Source organism: Dactylosporangium sp. NPDC049742, from assembly GCF_040674675.1.
Taxonomy (GTDB): domain Bacteria; phylum Actinomycetota; class Actinomycetes; order Mycobacteriales; family Micromonosporaceae; genus Dactylosporangium; species Dactylosporangium maewongense.
Map to the genome: position 1 here is coordinate 82,936 of NZ_JBFANF010000046.1, position 17,075 is coordinate 100,010.

Sequence of the window (17,075 nt, forward strand, 5' to 3'; positions counted from 1 at the left end):
TGACGTGGCTGCGGCCGGTGAGCCGGTCCCCGGGCGCAGCCACCTTTCCCGGATTGTCGCGTTTAAGATCTCGTGCCATGGCGGCAGACGGGGTGACTGAGGCATTCGAGCGGTTCGCGCGGCACATGTACGAGCAGGCGCCCGACGGCTGGCACACGGCGGTCCTGTCGGCCGACATCGTGCGCAACGGCCACGGCGGCGAAGGGGTCCGCTACCTCCGCGAGGACGGCACCGGCATCTACCAGCCGTCGATGGACTATCGGGCGGTCGGACCGGCCCTCGTCGAACTCTTCCACGGGCTCGCCGCCGGCGAACGGTTCCGCAACGTGCTGGCGCACCTCACCCTCGACGCCGCCGGCCGGTTCGACGCGGCCGCCCGGTTCAACCTGCGCGGCTCCAACGTCGGCAACACCTACACCGCGGTGCTCCGCGACGGCATGCCCCCGGAGTCGCTCGACCCGGAGCCCGTGGTGGCGGACCCCTCGTACGCCGGCGACCCCGACCGGGCCGTGTCGCTCCTGCGCGCACTGGACCAGGCGGACCTGAACGCCCCGGCGACCGAGGAGGCCGTCGCCGCGGCGGAGGCGGCGCTCGGCTTCCCGCTACCGCCGGACCTGCGCGCGCTCTACACCGTCGCCGACGGCGGCGACGACGACATCATGGACGGCCTGCGGTGGCTGACGCTGGCGGAGCTCGGCAACGCCGACCTGACCTCGGCGCCGCAGCCGGGCGGCTGGACGACCCGCTGGGACCGGGTCGTGCTCGACGCGGAGCCGTTCGACACCGTACGCCGGGCCACCGGCTGCCCCGGATGGATCCCGTTCGCCGAGGACTCCGACGGCAACTTCCTCGCCGTCGACCTGGCGCCGGCCCGGCTGGGCCGCCCCGGCCAGGTCATCCGGATCGGCAACTCCCACGCCGACGGCCCTGAGTACGTGGCCGACTCGGTCACGTCACTGCTCGCCGGAGCCGCCGCCGCCCCCGACGCCGATGTCGAACCGGTGGTGGTCGGCCCGCTCAGCCTGCGGCCCACCGCGCAGACCGTGCGGCTGAAGGGGGCCGGCATCGACAGCGCACCGCTGGCCGGGCTGCGCCACCTGCGCCGGCTGTGGTCCAGCGGCCCGATCGACCTCACCCCCGTGCGACACCTGCCGGTGGAGTGCCTGCAGATCAACGTCGGCAGCTCCCTCGCCCCGCTGGCCGGCCACCCGACCCTGCGGACAATTACCCTGTGGCCCGGCGCCACCCCGGTCACCCTCGCCCCGCTGCGCGACGTGCCGAACCTGCACGGCCTCGCCCTGTCCGGCGCCGCCACCGTCACCGACCTGGAGACCATCGCCGAACTGACCGGCCTGTGGTACCTGGAGCTGTCATTCGACCAGTGGCAACGACTCCGCCCGGCGCTCGACCGCCTCGACAACCTGCACGCGGTGACACTCGCCGGCAACCCCACCGCCCGCCAGGCAATCGAGTGGCGGTCGTTCTTCGACGCCGGCCCGCACATCACGGCCCGCCTCTCCCGCACCGCGACTGGCCAGGCCGACTGAGTCACAGCCAGCCGATCGCGAGGTCCGGCCGGCGCAGCACCAGGTGCTCACGCAGACCGAGGCCGCCGGCGGTTTCGACTGCAACGCGCAGGCCGGCTCGCCGGTGGTGCGGCCGCATCAACATGCGGCTCGGGGCGTGGCCAGCGGCAGGTGATCAACGGAATCTGCGGGGTGAACTGGACTGGGCCGCCGTGGCGGGACATGCCGGAGCGGTACGGGCTGCGGCGGATGGCGCATCTGCAGGTATGGGCGGTGGACCGACGCCGGGACCTGGGCGCGCTTGAAGCAGCAGGTGATCGCGATGGCCGAGGCTGCCGGTGACGTGGACCGGGACGCGCAGGCCGGCTCGACAGTGGTGCGGGCGCATCAACATGCGGCTCGGGCCCGTGGGGGCCCGATGCCGCTGGTTCGCAGGCGCGGCAAGGTCTGGGTCACGTTCGCGGGGGACTGACGACCAAGGTGATCCCGCAGCCGAGGGACCAGATCGCCAACCGGGCAAGGAATGGAGGCCGGTGAGCGGGCGCCGCCGGCGCGGCCGGCGTTGGATCACGCGGCGGCCAGTCACCCGGGTTCGGCCGGCCCGGTACAAGCACCGCAACCAGGTCGAACGCAGGTTCGGCTGCCGTATGCAGTGGCGAAGACTCGCGAGCAGGTACGACAAGGTTCCGCGGGCGCGGCAGGGACCGTGTTGCCACGGGGTAACGAGGGATCGAACGCGGCGGGCGGCCTTCCGCGTTCGACCCCCGGTCTGGTGCCGGCACCGCAACCAGGTCGAACGCGGCATCGGCAGAGGTCCGCGCGCGAGCCGGCCGCCGTCGTGGGTGAACGCGTGGCCTAGCCCGTGACGGATCCTTCCGCCGCGCTGAAGGTTCGGAAGTCCTCGATGTACGCGGCGTCGACGGCGGGCAGCGGGAAGCTTTCGTTGTCGGCGAACCAGAGCTCGTTCTCCAACCAGTAGCGGCACAGGAACGCCTCGAACGACTCGCCGCAGTAGACGACCTCGTCCGGTCCGGGCTCGCCGTCCGGGTCGTCCCAGTCCTCCGGAACGTCGGGGTCGTCGTATGCGGACGGGCCGAAGTGGCTCGGCGAGCACACGACGGCGTGGTCGCTGCCGTCAGCGGCGACGTACAGGTACCAGTACAGGCATCCCTGCTGGTCGGCGAGGAACCTGACCAGATACCCGTCGGCGGCCGGCGCCGGGACAGGTGCGGCGCTGACGTCGACGAAGCACGCCGTGCACGAACGGATCCTGCGCTGTAACTCGCCGTCGCCCGCGAACTTCACGAACGACGGCGGCAGCGACAGGCCCAGCGCCGCACACGCGGACAGCAGCGCGGGAAGCTCCTTCGCCGGGGCCGAGCCGATGCCCCACGCGTCGGGTGCCGGCTGCGCGGCGAGCCACCCCAGGTCCCCGGACATCGCGAACGGCACGGGCGGCAGCTCCGCGAACTCATACCTGCCGTAGGTGCTCATCGGCGTCCTGCTGACGCCCCACCAGAACGGACGGAACGGCGAATCCTGTGCCAGCACCGAGCACCTCCGAAACACACCCCGAACCCGACGCCGTCAACATAGCGCCGGGGTACGACAAGAACCCGGCGGCTACCTGGCGGTCGCGGCCCTGCAGGTGCGGCGGGTGTCGCGCCACGCGATCCAGGCCGCCCGCAGCCGGGGCGACGTGACGGCCTCCCCGCGGCGGCGGGCGCGCAGCTGCCCGACCAGCCACGCCGGCGCGGCCGCCCGCTCGACGGCGAGAGACTTCGTCAGCAGCTCACCGGTGCGCAGCGCGTGCCGACCCCGCGCCATCGACGTGAGGCCGAGGTCGATCATGACCGGGCTCAGGAAGATCCACGGCCGCCGCGACGCCCACGCCCAGTAGCCGGTCAGCTCCGCGCGGGCCGCCTCGCGCACGTCGTCGCCGGTCACCGACGGGAACAGCGCCTGCGGCGCCCGCCCGAACACGGCATACCCGTGGTGCGCCAGCTCGGCCCTGGAGACCAGGGACAGGATTCTCAGCACCAGCAATCCGTGTGTCCACGTCGGGTGTTGTACGCCGATGTCGTCGCGCCGGCCGGCATCGACGTAGACGCAACCGAGGTCGAGGCCCGCGGCCGTCGTGGCGTCCAGACGGCGGTGCAGGGCCGCCAGCTGAGCCTGCCGGTCGTCGCCTACCGGGCCGTCGGTGACCGCGACGAGGTCGAGGTCGCTGACGCCCGGCACGTAGTCACCCGTGGCCAGCGACCCGGCCACCAGCAGGTCCGTGACCCAGCCGAGCGCCCGCAGCTCCTCGCCGAACGCCGCGAGCGCTACCGCGTGGTCGGGCATGTCCAGCGCGCCATGTCGGAAGGCCCCCTCAGCTCGTCGCCGACGCCGTCGTCGCCGGCCGTCGTCCCGTCGGCGCTCATCCCGCTGTACAGCATGAGCGCCCGCAACCGGCCGGGCAAACGGCAGCGGCGCCGGCGCGCGACCGATTACCGATTAGCGGATTGCAGGAAACCGGTAATGGCGACTCAGTGGACGTTGGCGGGGTCCACGTCGCGGGAGGTGGCGCAGGCGGTGCACTGCACAGTGTGCTTCACGCGCAGCGGGATCAGCGGGATGAAGAACAGCGACAGCTTCAGGACCCGCTTGTAGAGCGGGTGGGCGGCCGTGTTGCCGCAGTGGGGGCAGCGCAGGGTCAGGGTACGCAGGTGGGTCACGCGCCAGCCCCAGCCGAAGATCAGCACGCGGCCATCGTAGCGGCGGGGCGGCGGGTCGTGACGGCGGCGGCCGTGAGGGTGAGGGCGGACAGGCAGGCGAGGAAGAGCATCGCCACGTACGGGTCCTGGATCTCGATGCGGCTGTTCGCGAGGTCGTCCGCGGGGGAGAGGGCGGCCGGGACCAGGTCGGGGATGAGGCGCGGCGGGCCGTACACCGACAGGAGCACGACACCGCCGAACACCAGCAGCGGGGCGAGCACGCCGACGGACAGGGCCGCGAGGGCGCCGCCGCGGGCGTGCAGGGTGGCGGCGACGCCGCAGCCGATCGTGAACAGGGCACCGCCGACGTTGGTGGGCAGCGGCGGGAACGCGACCTGCAGCGCCAGCCAGACCCCGGCGGCGGCGCACGCCGCGGCGACGCCGGCGGCCAGGGCGCGGCCGGTGACGGCGGTGCGGGCGGCGGTCAGGGCGAGGAACCCGATCAGGTAGCTGGTCAGGAGCACCGCGAAGATCGGCACGGCGGTGCGGGCCTGCTCGTCGGGTGGGCCGTGGTGGCCCGCGGCGGCGGCGAACGCCGCGGTCAACGCGGCGACCAGCAGGCAGCCGCCGGCACGGACGGCGCGGGCGGTCCGGCCGGCGGCGACCGGGCCGAGCGCGCGGGCCGCCAGGGCGACCGCGAGCAGGAGCGCGATGACGCCGACGACGCCCCACCGCAGCGGCTGGTACGCGATGCCGGCCGACCACCGCAGCACCCCGGCGAGGACGGCGACCGCCGCGAGCGGGTAGGCGAGCGTCCGCAGCACGGCCGGCTGGCAGACGACCACCGCCGCGCAGCCGAGGGCGTGGCTGCGCCGGTCGCGCCCGGGCGGGATCGCGGCGGACTCGGCCAGCATCGCGCGGCCCCAGTCGCGCCGCGACGCGGGCAGCAGCCGTACGACGAAGGCGAGCAGGGTGGCGCTCACCAGGCGGCCCTCAGCTCGGTCCGAGCGGGCCGGGCGGGCGGGGCGGGCGCCGCGAGAGGCTCGAGGTCCGCCGCCGCTGTCACGCCGGCGCCGGTCAGCCGGTACAGGTGCCGCGGCGGCCTGCCGTGCGGCGGGTCGGTCTCCCAGGACGCCTCGAGCAGGCCGCGGTCGGAGAGCCTGATGAGGATCGGGTAGAGGGAGCCGGCCTTGAGCCCGACCTCCTGGCCGAGCTCATAGCCATACCGCCACTGCGCGGGGTCCACGGCCAGCGCGCGCAGCACCGCCGCGGTCTGCGGGGACGGGCGCCTGACTCGCTGCACGGGATAACTCTACCTATGTAGTCAAGCGGCCGCGCGGGCCCTCCGTTCCGCCGCGTGGATCAGGACGGAGCACCACATCCGGTACGGCCTCCACGCGTCCGTCACGCGGGCGATGTCCTCGCCGGTCGGAGCGGCCGGCAGGTCGTACCGACGCCGCATCCCGGACATGGTCATCTCGTCGCCGGGCAGGGCGTCGACGAGACCCGCGCCGCGCATCACGATCGCCGTGGCGAAGAAGTCGCCCACGCCACGCAGCCGCCGCACGTCGGCGAGGGCCTGCGGGACGGGGAGGCTGCGCAGCCTGGCCCGGTCGAGCCGCCCGTCGAGGGCCGCCTCCGCGACGCCGTGCAGCCGCCGCACCTTCTCGCCGTCGATGCCGGGGACCTCGGTGATGCGCAGCAGCCGCTGCGGCGACGGGAACGCGTGCGCGGTGACGCCGCCGATCTCGAACGCCTCGCCGTGCTCGCGGGCCATCCGCTGCCGGATCGCCCGGCCCTGCTCGATGCGCATCCGGTGGGCGACGATGAACGCGCAGGCGGCCTCGTAGGGCGAGTGGAAGAGCACGGGGCGCAGGTGGGCGTGCTGCCGCTGCAGGGCGCCGATGACCGGGTCGCGCTCGCCGACCTGCGGGTAGCCGCTGCCGTCGGCGTCCAGGGACAGCACGGCGAGCGCCTGCCGCCACGCCTCCTCCGGGCCCCGCACCTCGCCCTCGACCCGGTCGGGTGCGGTCTGGCGCAGGAGCACGGCGGCGGAGTGCGTCCAGCCCTCGACGGGGAACGCCATGACGATCGTGCGGTCGTCGCCGGCCGGCTGGATCCACCCGCCGAAGTACTCGTTCTGCCTGGCCAGGTCGTAGGGCCCGGTGATGTGTGCGTCCATGTGTGCAGCGTGCTCCGTAGAACCGGACAACCCCTGTCATGTTTCGACGGATATTCTTCGGCGTGTGCGCGCCGATCGGCTGTTGTCCCTGGTCCTGCTGCTGCAGGCCCGCCCGTCCTCCGCGGCGCCGGAGCTGGCCGCGCGGCTCGGCGTGTCCGTGCGCACCGTCCTGCGCGACGTCGCGGCGCTCAGTTCCGCGGGGATTCCGGTGTACGCCGAGCGAGGGCGGGGCGGAGGGATCCGGATGCTGCCGGCGTACCGGGCAGGCCTCGCCCACCTGAACGCCGCGGAAGGCACCGGCCTGGCCGTCGGGCAGGCACGCCTCGCGGGCGAGCTGGGCCTCGGCGACGCCCTCGACACCGCCATCGAGAAGATCATCGGCGCCGGCGGGCAGGCGCTGCGCGGCGGCCTGGCCCAGGGCCGCCGCCACGTGATCGTCGACGTCGACCCGTGGATGCGCTCCGGCGAGGCGGTGCCGCTGCTGCCCGCCGTCCACGACGGCCTGCTGCGCGGGCGCTGCCTGTCGCTGGACTACGAGGACAGCGACGGCGCCCGATCGCAGCGGACCGTCACCCCCGCCGGCCTGGTCGCGAAGGCGGGCATCTGGTATCTGGTCACGTCGGAGCCTTCGCTGGTACGCGTGTCGCGCGTCCACGGATGCACCGTGCTGCCCGCGCCGGCGGTGCTGCCCGCCGGCTTCGACCTGGACGCGGCCTGGGCCCGGCTGCGCGACCGGGTCGAGGCGCGCCCCCGCCCGCTGACCGTGCTGGTCTCGGTGTCGCCGCCCGCGGTCGCGCTGGTGCGCCGGGTGCTCGCCCGTCACCTGACCCCTGCCGACTCTCCGTCTGAGCCGTCGCACCTTGTACGGCTCGCGTTCGCCGGGGTGCCGCACGCGGTCGGCAGCCTGCTCGGCTTCGGCGCCCAGCTGACGGTCGTGGACCCGCCGGCGGTCCGCACCGCGATGCGGACCGCCGCGGAGGCCGTCGTCGCGCTGTACGCCGACCCTTAGTCCTTGAGCGGCAGCTCGCTCAGCAGCGTGAACTCGTACTCGATCTGGCCCGCGTCGGCCGGGTCGTCGGACGCGACCAGGTAGGACTCGACGCGGAAGCCGAGGTTCAGCACGTCCGCGGCCCGGACGTGCTCGACGAGGTCCTCGGCCGCCGTGAAGTACGTGGTGTAGATGACCGACGGGCCGTCGCCTGGCTCCTCGGCCGAGTCCTCGGCCAGGTCCTCGGCGGTGCCCTCGGTGACGTCGTCGGCGTCGTCGTATGCGTCGGTGGTCGCTGCTTCTGAAGTGATGTCGATGGTCACGGCGGGAGCCTACGCGCCGCTGTGGGGAGTCTCATCTCGAGCGGAAAATGTCGGTGGTCGCCTCTATGCTCTGCTCGCTTTGGTTTTCCTCACGGGGGAGCACGACCCACCATGCAGTTGCGACGCACCATCCTTGCCCTGGCCCTGTCCACGACGGTGGCCCTGACCGCGGCCTGCTCCTCCGAGAAGCCCTCGCCCGCCGCCCAGGGCTCGGCGAACGCCGCCGCCAGCGCGGCCGCCACCAGCGCCGCAGCCGCCCCGTCACAGTCCGTCGACCTGAAGGCCAACACGGAGGCCGTGTGCAAGGGGGTCGTCGCGGCGTATGACAAGGAGAAGGAAGCGGTCGTCGCCGTCCTCACCGAGCTGCTCACCGCCGCCGCCAAGGACGACACGGCCGCCATGGCCACGGCGAAGTCGAAGGGCAAGGTGGTCTTCGACCGCCTGAGCGCCTCGGTCAACACCGAGCTCGAGAAGGCCGCCGACCCGCAGGCGAAGGCCGCCCTGCAGAACTTCGTGAAGGCCTTCTCGAAGGTCCTCGAGTCCGACAGCCTGGAGAGCGACGCCTTCCAGACCGAGATGGAGAAGGCAACCGCCGAGGCCACGAAGTACTGCCCCGCCCTGGAAGCCTGACCTTCGCCCCAGCCGCCCGGCCGCTCGCTTCGGACACTCAGCCGCCCGGTTGGCCACTCGCCGTGGTCAACCGGGCGGTGCCCACTCCGCCCGGCCAGCTGAGCCGGCGCCTGCCGGCACTGCGCGGCGCTGACGGTGACGCCGCGCTTCTGGGCACCCCCGGGGTTGGCCTTGGTACGGCCGAGGTGGCGGCTCGCTCCAGACAGCTCAGTGGGCAGTGGCCGTCCCCGCCTCGGACGGCCAGCCGCAGGTCCTGAAGCCCCATCGGCGGAGCCGGTGGCGGCTTTGTTCAGGGCCAGGTCGGTGCCGAGGTTGGCCGGGGTCGGCGGTTGGTTCCGGTGCGACGGCCGCGGCCGGCACAGATGCAGCACGACGGCGTCGGCGGTGTCGGTGCCGTCGGTCATCTGTTGGCCTTCGCCGTGCTGACGGTGGCGCTGCTGCGTCGCTGGACACCCGGTGAGCGCTCCGCCCGGCTGAAGTGGCCGTTCGTTCCAGACGGCCAAGTCGGCGGTGGCCGTTCGCCCTGGTCAACGGGGGCGCTTCGCCCTGGACAGCCCAGCTGTCGGCATCTGCCGGCGGCTGTGGCGCAGACGGTGGCATTGCCGCGGTCGCCAGGCACACCGGTGGGCGATTGGTCTGGTAGGGCGGAGGCGGCCCCAAGTCGCGGTCCGCCCGACCACGTGGGCGGTTGCCGGTCCGTCCTGGACAGCCGGGCTACGGGTGACGGCACGTTCAGAAGGGTGGCAGTGGAACCCCTCGCAGGTTGGCCATGTCTACCGGTGGGCCGACGGGAACCACGTGAACGTGCGTCTCGAGGAGGACGAGCTCTGCCTGCTGGTGACCGTCGGGGTTCGTGCTGGCGACTCCAGGGCGCCAGTCGCCCTCGTCTGCGGCTACCGCGGGCCGAGCGGTTCGTGGGCGGATCTGTTGCGTGACTGCTTCCACCGGGGCATGCGCGTTGCGGCGCCCGCGGCCGGTGACGGTGCGCCGGGGTGCTGGGCAGCGCTGCGCGAGGTCTTCCCAGGCACCCGTGAGCAGCGCGAACGGGTGCACAAAAGTTTTCCCAGGGCGGTCGCGAACATCACCGACGATCTCGACGTGCTGCGGCCGTTTCCACGACTACCCGGCCGAGCATTGGGTGCACCTGTGCACCTCGAGCCCGGTCGAGTCCATGTTCGCCAACGTCCGGCACCATGGCCGTGTGACCGAGGGACCGTGTAGCCGCGCCGGGGCCGCCTTCGGCGACGGGCGAGTGGCGGCTCGACCATGACCGTCTACGACACCTACGGCGCGGACGTGCGCTCTGCCGCCGAGCTGGCTCGCATCGTCGCAGACCGGCTCGGCCTGATCTTTGTCGAGCACGAGAGCGACTACCGGGGGATCTACTACCGCGCCGAGGCTCCGCCGTACCAGATCGAGGTCCAGCCCAACGCCATCCCAGGCGACGATGGTCAGAACGATCTCTACGACCCCGATCACCCGGGCATGCGGGCGCTCCTGCTGGTGACCGGCTCCCAGCGGTCGCCAGGCTACGATGCAAGTCTCAACGCCCTCGACGCGCTCCAGCTGCTCGAACACGAGTCGAGTTGAGGTCCGCTGATCCACGACTGCTGACGATTACTCGTAGGCGATTGCCGGTAATTGGTTGCAGGTAATTGGTGGTCGGGCGTGGGGCGGTGCGGGGGTGTCCTACGCGCGGCTGGTCGCGGTGGCGGGGCGGGTTGTGGGTTGTGGGGTGGTTCGCAAGGTGGGGGAGAGCCTGGCGACGGCGAGCAGGACGGCACCGCAGGTGGCGACCAGCAGCCAGCCCGGCCGGGACGCGGCGGGCAGGTCCGCGGGGGAGGACGACGCGACCAGGCCGCCCGCAACCGCGACGCCGAGCGCCGCGCCGAACTGGCGGGCCGTGGAGGTGATGCCGCCCGCGACGCCCGAGCGGGACGGTGGGAGGGCGGCGACGGCGGTGTTCGTGATCGGGGTGTTGGCGAAGCCGATGCCGACGCCGAGCAGCAGGAACGCGAGCAGCAGCACCGGCAGGGCGGTGTGGTCGGACAGGGTGACCAGGCACAGGCCGCCGGCCAGGACGAAGGCGCCCGCGAGCAGCAGCGGCGGGCGTGGGCCCGCGCGGCCGACCAGGTAGCCGGACAGCGGCGCGCACACCGTCGCCGCCAGGGCCATCGGCAGCGTGACCAGCCCCGCGGCGGCGGGTGACAGGCCGCGGGTGTGCTGCAGGTAAAGCGTGCTCAGCAGCAGCGTCAGGTTGAGCCCGGCGAAGAGCACGACGGCGCCCAGGACGGCGGCGGTGAAGGGAGCGTGGCGGAAGAGGCGGACGTCGATCAGGGGCGACCGGCGACGCAGGGACGTGACCACGAACCCGGTGGCGGCGGCCAGGGTGACCGCGGCCAGAGCCACCGGAACCGGAGCGGTCCAGCCCGCGTGCGGCGCCTCGATGAGCAGGGCCACGGACCCGCCGACCAGCGCGACCAGCAGCGCCTGCCCGGGCACGTCCACCGGGCGGGGCTGCGGGGACCTGGACTCCGGCACGTACACGGCGGTGAGGGCCAGGACCGCGGCGATGAGCGGCACACTGACCCAGAACACCGACCGCCAGCCGAGGGCGGAGACGAGCGCGCCGCCCGCGACGGGGCCGGCGGCCATGCTGGCTCCGAAGATCGCGGCCCACACGCCGATCGCCTGGGCGCGCTCCTTCGGGTCGGTGATGACGCTGACGACGATCGCGAGGGCGACCGGGCTGAGCATCGAGCCGCCGACGCCCTGCACGACGCGGGCGGCGACGAGCCAACCGAGGGACGGCGCGGCCGCGCACGCCACCGAGGCGAGGGCGAAGACGACCAGTCCGATCTGGAAGATCCGGCGGCGGCCGAAGCGGTCGGCGAGGGCGCCGGAGGAGATGAGCAGGCTCGCCAGGACCAGGGTGTACGCGTCGACGGTCCACTCCAGGCCGCGGGTGCCGGCGTGCAGGCCGGCGCCGATCGACGGCAGCGCGACGTTGACGATCGTGGTGTCGAGCCCGACCAGGAACAGGCTCGTCGAGCAGATGGCGAGAACGGTCCAGCGCCGTGCGGTGTCCATGGCCACGATGATCGGCGCGCACCCCGTGCAGGCCGCAGAGAATTTGCGAAGATTGCAAAATGGACGCCGAGGTGGAGCGGCTCATCGACGGGATCGGGCCGAGGCTGCGGGAGCTGCGCCGCCGGCGGGGGCTGACCCTCGAGGCGCTGTCGGCGCGGACCGGCATCTCCGTCAGCGGGCTGTCGCGGCTCGAGTCCGGGAAGCGCCGCCCGACGCTGGACCTGCTGCTGCCACTGGCCCAGGCGCATCAGGTGGCCCTCGACCAGTTGGTGGGGGCACCGGCGACGGGGGATCCCCGCGTACACCTGAAGCCCCAGCGAAACCGGAGAGGCAGCGTGGTCGTCGCGCTGACGCGCTACCCGGGACCGGTAAGGGTGTTCAAGCAGGTGCTCGAACCGGGCGAACCCAGGTTGGTCACCCACGAGGGCTACGAGTGGCTGTACGTCCTCGCCGGCGAGCTGCGGCTCATCCTCGGCGATCAGGAGCTGACGCTGCGGCCGGGGGAGGTCGCCGAGTTCGAGACCCGCACGCCGCACTGGTTCGGCCCCGCCGGCGAGCAGACCGTCGAGGTCCTGCACATGTTCGGGCCCCAGGGAGAGAAGGCGCGGGTGCGCGCGAGACCCCGCGCCGGGAAACACTGAAGGCGGCGGGGCAACGCCCCACCGCCTTCAGCAACGAACAGGTCAGACCGCGACCGGGTGCGCGTCGGCCACGACCGGGCGCTGGCTGCGCTCGGTGAGGTAGCCGAACAGCAGGCCGAGCGTGGCCCAGGTGACCGCCTGGGTGCCGAGCGACGCGAGCCGGAACCGCCACAGCAACACCGGCGAGAACCCGTCGGGCACCTCGTTGACCGCCGGCAGCAGCGCGATCGCGACACCCACGACGACCGCGGCGCCGACGACCGCGAGGATCGTCGCGTTCCACGTGCCGAAGCGCGGCTGCAGCGACCGGCTCACGACGATCGCGCCGAGCACGGCGGCGACCCCGATGACGATCATCAGGAAGTACAGGCCGGTCCGCTGCTGCAGCGTGTCCGGGTTGCCGGTCGCGGGCGGGTTGGCCGGGTACTTCAGGAACGGCACGAGCGCCACCCCGACGAACCCGGCGAGAGCGACGACCGCGGCCGTGGCGCGGGCGCTGATCCGGCCGATCCGCCCGAGCGTGACCGCGACCGCGATGGCGAACAGGCCGCCGATGGCGACGCCGTACACGACCGAGGCGGTGGCCAGGCCGAGCGTGCTCTGCACGGTCCGGCTGACCGGCCCGTGCTCATGGTCGGTGGCGTGGACCTCCTCGAACGCGATCGCGTCGTTGATCGGGCCCTCACCGAACAGGTAGGCGAACAGGAACGCGGCGACACCGGCGACCAGGCCGGTGATCATGCCGCGGACCAGGAGCGTCCGGGCACTCAACATGCTGGCGCCCCGGTTCAGTGGCAGGGGAAGCCGAGCAGGTGCCGGCCGTCGTGGACGAACTCGTGCACCGTCGAACCCGAGACGACCGAGGTGATGCCCTGCTCGGCGCCGACGAAGTAGAGCAGGACGACGGCGAGGACGACGCCGAACGTGGCCCACGGCAGGATCTGCCGCAGCGGGATCGGGGCCGGTGCGGTGGCCGGGGTGGGAAGAGCCGAGATCGTTGCCATGATGCAGCCTCCTGCGGGATTTCGCGTCCCATCGAGCGTTGTCGTGACCGTGCCCGGGTCTGACTCCCACCTGCGTGGTTACAGCGGCGCGACCGTGCCGGGCTTGCACCGGCTTCCGTTCACTGTCACGTGTATGTTTCGGACGGTACGGACGCGGTTCCGGCGTGTCAATCGGACAGCGCCTCCGTCAGCCCGCCGGTGGGCGCCGCGCCGCTGGTCAGCGCGGCCGGCGCCCGGGGCCGGGGTGATCAAGTTCTCGGCGGGGTGAGGGCGACGAGGTCGGTGCCGACCTTGTGCAGTCCGTCGAGCCGCCGGTCGAGGGACGCGCCGCTGGGGCTGAGGAACTCGTCGTACTTCGCCCAGACGGACCTGCCGTTCGCCATGAACGCCCACGGGTAGTGCTTGTCGGCGGCGGCGACGACCTGCGGGCCGTGGTCCGCCCAGTGCGGGTCGGTGCCGCCGGTCAGCCGCGCGCCCACCTTGTCCTTCGGCTGCACCGACAGGCTCGGCACGTCACCCGGCAGGGCGAGCACCAGCGCGGTGTGCCGGTTGTCCTTCTCGGTGAAGTCGAACACGTAGAACGCGCGGTCGCGGTACGTGCCGCTGACGACGGCGCCCGCGGACGGCTGCGACTGCGACCAGCCGAGCCGCTGGGCGAGCGTGGGGTTGGAGTGTTCGAAGGTGTAGCCGCGCCGCTTCGCCCACCGCTTCCGGCCGATCCGCGTCCGCACCGACGACACGAACCCGGCGCCCGAGATCAGGCAGATCAGCGTGCCGCCGATACCCGCGATCCACGCGCCGGTCCCGCCGTCGGTGAAGGCCGTGCCCCACCCGAGCACAGCGGTCACGCCGGTGACGACGAAGATGAAGAAGCGGGTCTGGTACGGGGCGATCGCCGCCTGCGGCTCGTCGGCGCCGTACCGGATCACCTCGATCAGCGAGAGCACGAAGTACAGCAGCGCCAGCCCGCCGAGCAGCAGCGCCGCGGAGCCGGTTGTCCGCCACGCCCGGTCCCGGCCGGCGAGCTTCTCCGGGGAGTTCTGTCTCGTGTACCGGTCGACCATCGTCTGGTAGGAGCCGCCCTCGTCGCCGCTGCCGCCGAAGACCAGGCACGTGTCGCGCGGCCGCATCGTCTTGCCGTCGCAGGTCGGCGTGTAGTCCGAGATGCGCTGCGCCGACTCCTGCTGTCGCTGCGCGGCCGTGCTCGTGCCGGCCGCCACCATCTGCCATCCGGCCAGCAGGAAGACGCCTGCCAGGACGATCCGGACGAGTAACCCCGTGTGCCGTCGATTCACGCCGGCATGTATAGCAGCCGATGCCTGGCCGCTGCTGCCCCGGTGGCCCGGGATGCGTGCTGACCGCTGCCGGGACCGAGCCGTCACGATAGTCTCGGACCCGTGGGCGTCATGATGGACTACTTCGCCGCGACCGAGCAGGAGCTGGCCGCCCTCGACCTCGATCTGGGCCCGGCCGGCAACGACTGGCCGTATGTCGACTGCAAGGGCTGGATCCTGGAGGTCGAGGAGTTCGCCGCGGAGATCGACGGGCGGGATCCGAGCGAGTTCGGCCGGGACGAGCCGCTGCGCGGCGTCGACGACCCCGAGTTCCTCGGCCCGTGGACGGTGCGGATCAACACGGAGCTCGTCGACACCCTCACCCGGCTGGAGGAGGGGCAGATCCGCGGCTACGCGGACCGGTTCCTGCTGGAGGACTGGGAGGCCGGGCGGCTCGTCGCGCTCGCCGGGCTGGCCAGGTCCGCGGTCGCGCAGGGGCGGGCGCTCTACTCCTGGTCGTCGTTGTAGCCGGCCACGAGCCGGTCGTCCTTGTCGTTCTTGTAGCCGGACACCAGCAGGGTCCACAGCTGCTCGCGGACCTCCGGCGGGAGCCGGTTCCCGAGCTCCTGGCGCCGCAGCAGCACGAACCCGTTCGGGTCGCGCGGCCGCCCGGTGCGGGCGAACTCGATCGCCTGCACGGCGAGCGCCGGCTCCGGCCACGTGCCGTCGGGCGCCGTGTGGATGGCGTCGACGGCCGCCGCGGCCCGCGCGTCGACGTCGTCGATCAGCGCGTACTCCGCCCCGTCGGCGGGCCAGCGCTGCGCCCGCAGGTCGATGTCGCGGAAGTCCACGTCGACGAGGTCCGCGTCGGTGAAGTCATTGCCGCGCCATTCGTTGCGGGCGCGGACCGGGCTGCCGGCCGCCCCGCCGGGTGCGCCGTTGAATACGGTGTGCCACACCCGGCCGCGAAACACGCATTCCACGAACTCCGCGCATTCGGTGTCAAGCTCCCGGATCTGGGCACCGTCGAACAGGCAGCGCTCGAAGCGCGCGTCGCCGAGGTACGTGTTGCCCAGCGGGAACCTCGTGCGCCGGAACACGCAGTCGACGAATCGCGTCTGGCCCTGATGGCCGACGCTGAACTTTCCGAAAGAAGTTTCCGAGAAGTTACATCGCAGAAAGGTTCCGCCATAGGCACCGAACGTGTCGAACGAACGGCCCGAGAAGTCGACGTCGGCCAATTCTACGTGACGGTGTTCCACCCTCAGCAGATCCACGTCTGGACGTTACCAGCCACTCGCACACACGGCCGGAGTCGATTCCCGACCCCAACCGTTCGGCGCGGAATGTGGTCTTTGTCCGGCACGGCGCTCAGCCGTCGAGCCGGTCCCGCAGGGCCAGCAGCGGCCCGTCCCAGTCCCGGGCCAGGGCGGCGAGGAACTGCTGCGCCACCTTCATCGACGCCGAGTCGAGGCGGAACCGGACCCGCCGACGCTCGCCCGGCTCGGCGACCACCAGGCCGGCCTCGGCCAGCAGGCCCAGGTGCTTGGCGATCGCCTGCCGGGTGATCGGCAGCTGCCCGGCGAGCTGGGTGGCGGTGGCCGGCCCCCCGGCCGCGAGCGCGGCGAGGATCCCCCGCCGGCTCGGGTCGGCCAGGGCGGCGAAGACCTCCTGCGCCACCGCCTCCGGATCAGGCCTGCCCATCGAGATACGCGACGAGCTCGCCGAGCTCGCTGGTCCAGCCCTTGGTGTTTCCCGTGTACGCGGTGTTGTGCACGGTCTCGTCCGGCACCTGCGCGAATCCGCTCTCGATCATGGTCAATGTGGTGCCGTCGGCGGAAGGCGTGAGCGTGAACTCCACCTGGTTGCGCCGCGGGTCCTCCTGCGGCAGGCCGTAGATCGGCCAGGTGTAGGCGAAGACGTGCGGCGGCTCGACCCGCGTGATGGTGAGGGTGGCGGTGTCGCCGCTGTCCCAGATGAGCTTGGCCGTGCCGCCGACGCGCAGGTCGACCTCGGCGCGGTTGCCGAACCAGGTGCCGAGGCCCTCGGCGGTGGTCAGCGCCGCCCATACCTTCTCCGGCGAGTGGGCCAGCTGCAGGGTGCGCTCGATCCGGTCGGGGAATGTCATGTCCGCCTCCATGTAGCAACCGTTCAGTTGCATCCAACGTATAGCAATCAACTGGTTGCGTCAACCGGACCGTACGATCACCGGCATGCTGGGAGTGCACTTCGCCATCACCGAGCAGCAGGAACGCAAGCTGCTGAAGGCCGCCAAGAAGGGCGACGACGCGGTCGGGGACCTGGTCGGCGACCTGGAGGAGGAGTGGGACGACGACGCCATGAAGGTCGACTCCGACAAGGCCTGGGACGCCATCCATCGCTGCCTGGGTGACGGCACGCTGGATCCGGGCGGCGGCGAGTACCCGCTCACGCACGCGGTGCTCGGCGGGCGGGACCTGCACGAGGACTACTACGTCATCTACGTGACCGCCGGCGAGGTCCGCGACGTCGCCGCGGCCGTGCGGGGACTGGACCGGGCGTGGCTGCGCGAGCGGTTCGACGCGATCGACGACCCGGACTACCGCGGCGCCGGCGATGCCGACGACTTCGAGTACACCTGGGAGAACTTCGCCGACATCCAGGCCTTCTACGCCCGGGCGGCGGACGCGGGCAGGGCGGGGGGGGGGTGGGCGGCCGGGGGTGAAACCCCCCCCCCCC

At 72.5% G+C, this 17,075-nt stretch carries 21 protein-coding genes, 1 pseudogene and 1 riboswitch; of the genes and pseudogenes, 8 read left to right on the forward strand and 14 right to left on the reverse strand.

What is annotated here, in order from left to right:
- Positions 1-92 precede the first annotated feature (92 nt).
- Positions 93-1,547 carry an SMI1/KNR4 family protein gene (locus AB0J72_RS40595; protein ID WP_363409219.1) on the forward strand — a complete coding sequence of 485 codons (1,455 nt, stop codon included), beginning with the start codon at positions 93-95 and terminating at the stop codon, positions 1,545-1,547.
- An 834-nt stretch (positions 1,548-2,381) separates the two neighbouring features.
- Here AB0J72_RS40595 and AB0J72_RS40600 read toward each other — a convergent pair.
- From AB0J72_RS40600 to AB0J72_RS40625, 6 genes are all read right to left on the reverse strand, one after another.
- On the reverse strand, positions 2,382-3,077 hold the full coding sequence (locus AB0J72_RS40600; RefSeq protein WP_363409222.1) for a hypothetical protein: 696 nt from the start codon (positions 3,075-3,077) through the stop codon (positions 2,382-2,384).
- Between the two features lie 72 nt (positions 3,078-3,149).
- A complete protein-coding gene (locus AB0J72_RS40605) occupies positions 3,150-3,872 on the reverse strand; it encodes a nucleotidyltransferase domain-containing protein (protein WP_363409225.1) in 723 nt (240 codons plus the stop codon).
- Between the two features lie 185 nt (positions 3,873-4,057).
- Positions 4,058-4,273, reverse strand: coding sequence for a zinc-ribbon domain-containing protein (locus AB0J72_RS40610; RefSeq protein ID WP_344505105.1), 216 nt, complete (start codon positions 4,271-4,273; stop codon positions 4,058-4,060).
- Positions 4,267-5,208, reverse strand: coding sequence for a hypothetical protein (locus tag AB0J72_RS40615; protein ID WP_363409228.1), 942 nt, complete (start codon positions 5,206-5,208; stop codon positions 4,267-4,269). Before AB0J72_RS40615 ends, AB0J72_RS40610 begins: the two co-directional genes overlap by 7 nt.
- Positions 5,205-5,528 carry a helix-turn-helix transcriptional regulator gene (locus AB0J72_RS40620; RefSeq protein ID WP_363409231.1) on the reverse strand — a complete coding sequence of 108 codons (324 nt, stop codon included), beginning with the start codon at positions 5,526-5,528 and terminating at the stop codon, positions 5,205-5,207. The genes AB0J72_RS40615 and AB0J72_RS40620 overlap by 4 nt, the downstream gene beginning before the upstream one ends.
- Before the next feature lie 21 nt (positions 5,529-5,549).
- Positions 5,550-6,407: a hypothetical protein gene (locus AB0J72_RS40625; RefSeq protein WP_363409234.1), complete on the reverse strand. Its 858-nt coding sequence runs from the start codon at positions 6,405-6,407 to the stop codon at positions 5,550-5,552.
- Between the two features lie 64 nt (positions 6,408-6,471).
- Here AB0J72_RS40625 and AB0J72_RS40630 point away from each other — a divergent pair, with 64 nt between their 5' ends.
- The gene (locus AB0J72_RS40630; protein WP_363409237.1) at positions 6,472-7,416 is read left to right on the forward strand and encodes a WYL domain-containing protein; all 945 of its coding nucleotides are present in this window, start codon (positions 6,472-6,474) and stop codon (positions 7,414-7,416) included.
- On the opposite strand, the gene AB0J72_RS40635 is transcribed toward AB0J72_RS40630, so the two are convergent.
- Positions 7,413-7,718, reverse strand: a complete 306-nt coding sequence (locus tag AB0J72_RS40635) for a hypothetical protein (protein ID WP_363409240.1) — start codon at positions 7,716-7,718, stop codon at positions 7,413-7,415. The genes AB0J72_RS40630 and AB0J72_RS40635 overlap by 4 nt on opposite strands.
- Positions 7,719-7,829: 111 nt before the next feature.
- Between AB0J72_RS40635 and AB0J72_RS40640 the strand changes: the two genes are divergently transcribed.
- From AB0J72_RS40640 to AB0J72_RS40650, 3 genes and pseudogenes are all read left to right on the forward strand, one after another.
- Positions 7,830-8,348: a hypothetical protein gene (locus tag AB0J72_RS40640; protein WP_363409243.1), complete on the forward strand. Its 519-nt coding sequence runs from the start codon at positions 7,830-7,832 to the stop codon at positions 8,346-8,348.
- 771 nt (positions 8,349-9,119) lie between these two features.
- Positions 9,120-9,618 (forward strand): annotated as a pseudogene (locus AB0J72_RS40645) (transposase); the annotation flags it as partial.
- Positions 9,615-9,938: a hypothetical protein gene (locus AB0J72_RS40650; protein ID WP_363409246.1), complete on the forward strand. Its 324-nt coding sequence runs from the start codon at positions 9,615-9,617 to the stop codon at positions 9,936-9,938. The pseudogene AB0J72_RS40645 and the gene AB0J72_RS40650, both read left to right, overlap by 4 nt.
- Before the next feature lie 99 nt (positions 9,939-10,037).
- Here the strand turns inward: AB0J72_RS40650 and AB0J72_RS40655 are convergent, their stop codons facing one another.
- Positions 10,038-11,438 (reverse strand): MFS transporter, encoded by a 1,401-nt coding sequence (locus tag AB0J72_RS40655; RefSeq protein ID WP_363409249.1) that lies wholly within the window; start codon positions 11,436-11,438, stop codon positions 10,038-10,040.
- A gap of 59 nt (positions 11,439-11,497) precedes the next feature.
- On the opposite strand from AB0J72_RS40655, the gene AB0J72_RS40660 reads away from it, so the two are divergent.
- Complete coding sequence (locus AB0J72_RS40660; protein WP_363409252.1) at positions 11,498-12,079, forward strand: XRE family transcriptional regulator; 582 nt, start codon at positions 11,498-11,500, stop codon at positions 12,077-12,079.
- Positions 12,080-12,121: 42 nt separating this feature from the next.
- On the opposite strand, the gene AB0J72_RS40665 is transcribed toward AB0J72_RS40660, so the two are convergent.
- From AB0J72_RS40665 to AB0J72_RS40675, 3 genes are all read right to left on the reverse strand, one after another.
- Positions 12,122-12,853 (reverse strand): CbtA family protein, encoded by a 732-nt coding sequence (locus AB0J72_RS40665; RefSeq protein WP_363409255.1) that lies wholly within the window; start codon positions 12,851-12,853, stop codon positions 12,122-12,124.
- 14 nt (positions 12,854-12,867) lie between these two features.
- On the reverse strand, positions 12,868-13,083 hold the full coding sequence (locus AB0J72_RS40670; protein ID WP_363409258.1) for a CbtB domain-containing protein: 216 nt from the start codon (positions 13,081-13,083) through the stop codon (positions 12,868-12,870).
- Positions 13,084-13,119: 36 nt separating this feature from the next.
- A riboswitch (cobalamin riboswitch) is annotated at positions 13,120-13,251 on the reverse strand.
- Positions 13,252-13,331: 80 nt separating this feature from the next.
- Complete coding sequence (locus tag AB0J72_RS40675; protein WP_363409261.1) at positions 13,332-14,378, reverse strand: hypothetical protein; 1,047 nt, start codon at positions 14,376-14,378, stop codon at positions 13,332-13,334.
- A gap of 102 nt (positions 14,379-14,480) precedes the next feature.
- Between AB0J72_RS40675 and AB0J72_RS40680 the strand changes: the two genes are divergently transcribed.
- Entirely contained in the window at positions 14,481-14,885 is a 405-nt protein-coding gene (locus AB0J72_RS40680) for a hypothetical protein (RefSeq protein WP_363409264.1), read from the forward strand.
- Here AB0J72_RS40680 and AB0J72_RS40685 read toward each other — a convergent pair.
- The 3 genes from AB0J72_RS40685 to AB0J72_RS40695 form a co-directional block, all read right to left on the reverse strand.
- The gene (locus AB0J72_RS40685) at positions 14,864-15,634 is read right to left on the reverse strand and encodes a hypothetical protein (RefSeq protein WP_363409267.1); all 771 of its coding nucleotides are present in this window, start codon (positions 15,632-15,634) and stop codon (positions 14,864-14,866) included. The two genes, AB0J72_RS40680 and AB0J72_RS40685, sit on opposite strands and share 22 nt — an antisense overlap.
- A 94-nt stretch (positions 15,635-15,728) precedes the next feature.
- Positions 15,729-16,061 carry a helix-turn-helix domain-containing protein gene (locus AB0J72_RS40690; protein WP_354897357.1) on the reverse strand — a complete coding sequence of 111 codons (333 nt, stop codon included), beginning with the start codon at positions 16,059-16,061 and terminating at the stop codon, positions 15,729-15,731.
- Positions 16,048-16,485, reverse strand: a complete 438-nt coding sequence (locus AB0J72_RS40695) for an SRPBCC domain-containing protein (RefSeq protein WP_363409270.1) — start codon at positions 16,483-16,485, stop codon at positions 16,048-16,050. The genes AB0J72_RS40690 and AB0J72_RS40695 overlap by 14 nt, the downstream gene beginning before the upstream one ends.
- 85 nt (positions 16,486-16,570) lie before the next feature.
- Here AB0J72_RS40695 and AB0J72_RS40700 point away from each other — a divergent pair.
- A partial coding sequence (locus AB0J72_RS40700) for a YfbM family protein (RefSeq protein ID WP_363409273.1) occupies positions 16,571-17,075 on the forward strand: 505 nt, incomplete at its 3' end.

Bases quoted from the DNA above. Each gene is read 5' to 3' on its own strand.
- AB0J72_RS40605 (WP_363409225.1), bottom strand. From the start codon at position 3,872: ATGCCCGACCACGCGGTAGCGCTCGCGGCGTTCGGCGAGGAGCTGCGG.
- AB0J72_RS40625 (WP_363409234.1), bottom strand. From the start codon at position 6,407: ATGGACGCACACATCACCGGGCCCTACGACCTGGCCAGGCAGAACGAG.
- AB0J72_RS40640 (WP_363409243.1), top strand. From the start codon at position 7,830: ATGCAGTTGCGACGCACCATCCTTGCCCTGGCCCTGTCCACGACGGTG.
- AB0J72_RS40650 (WP_363409246.1), top strand. From the start codon at position 9,615: ATGACCGTCTACGACACCTACGGCGCGGACGTGCGCTCTGCCGCCGAG.
- AB0J72_RS40655 (WP_363409249.1), bottom strand. From the start codon at position 11,438: ATGGACACCGCACGGCGCTGGACCGTTCTCGCCATCTGCTCGACGAGC.
- AB0J72_RS40660 (WP_363409252.1), top strand. From the start codon at position 11,498: ATGGACGCCGAGGTGGAGCGGCTCATCGACGGGATCGGGCCGAGGCTG.
- AB0J72_RS40665 (WP_363409255.1), bottom strand. From the start codon at position 12,853: ATGTTGAGTGCCCGGACGCTCCTGGTCCGCGGCATGATCACCGGCCTG.
- AB0J72_RS40670 (WP_363409258.1), bottom strand. From the start codon at position 13,083: ATGGCAACGATCTCGGCTCTTCCCACCCCGGCCACCGCACCGGCCCCG.
- AB0J72_RS40690 (WP_354897357.1), bottom strand. From the start codon at position 16,061: ATGGGCAGGCCTGATCCGGAGGCGGTGGCGCAGGAGGTCTTCGCCGCC.
- AB0J72_RS40695 (WP_363409270.1), bottom strand. From the start codon at position 16,485: ATGACATTCCCCGACCGGATCGAGCGCACCCTGCAGCTGGCCCACTCG.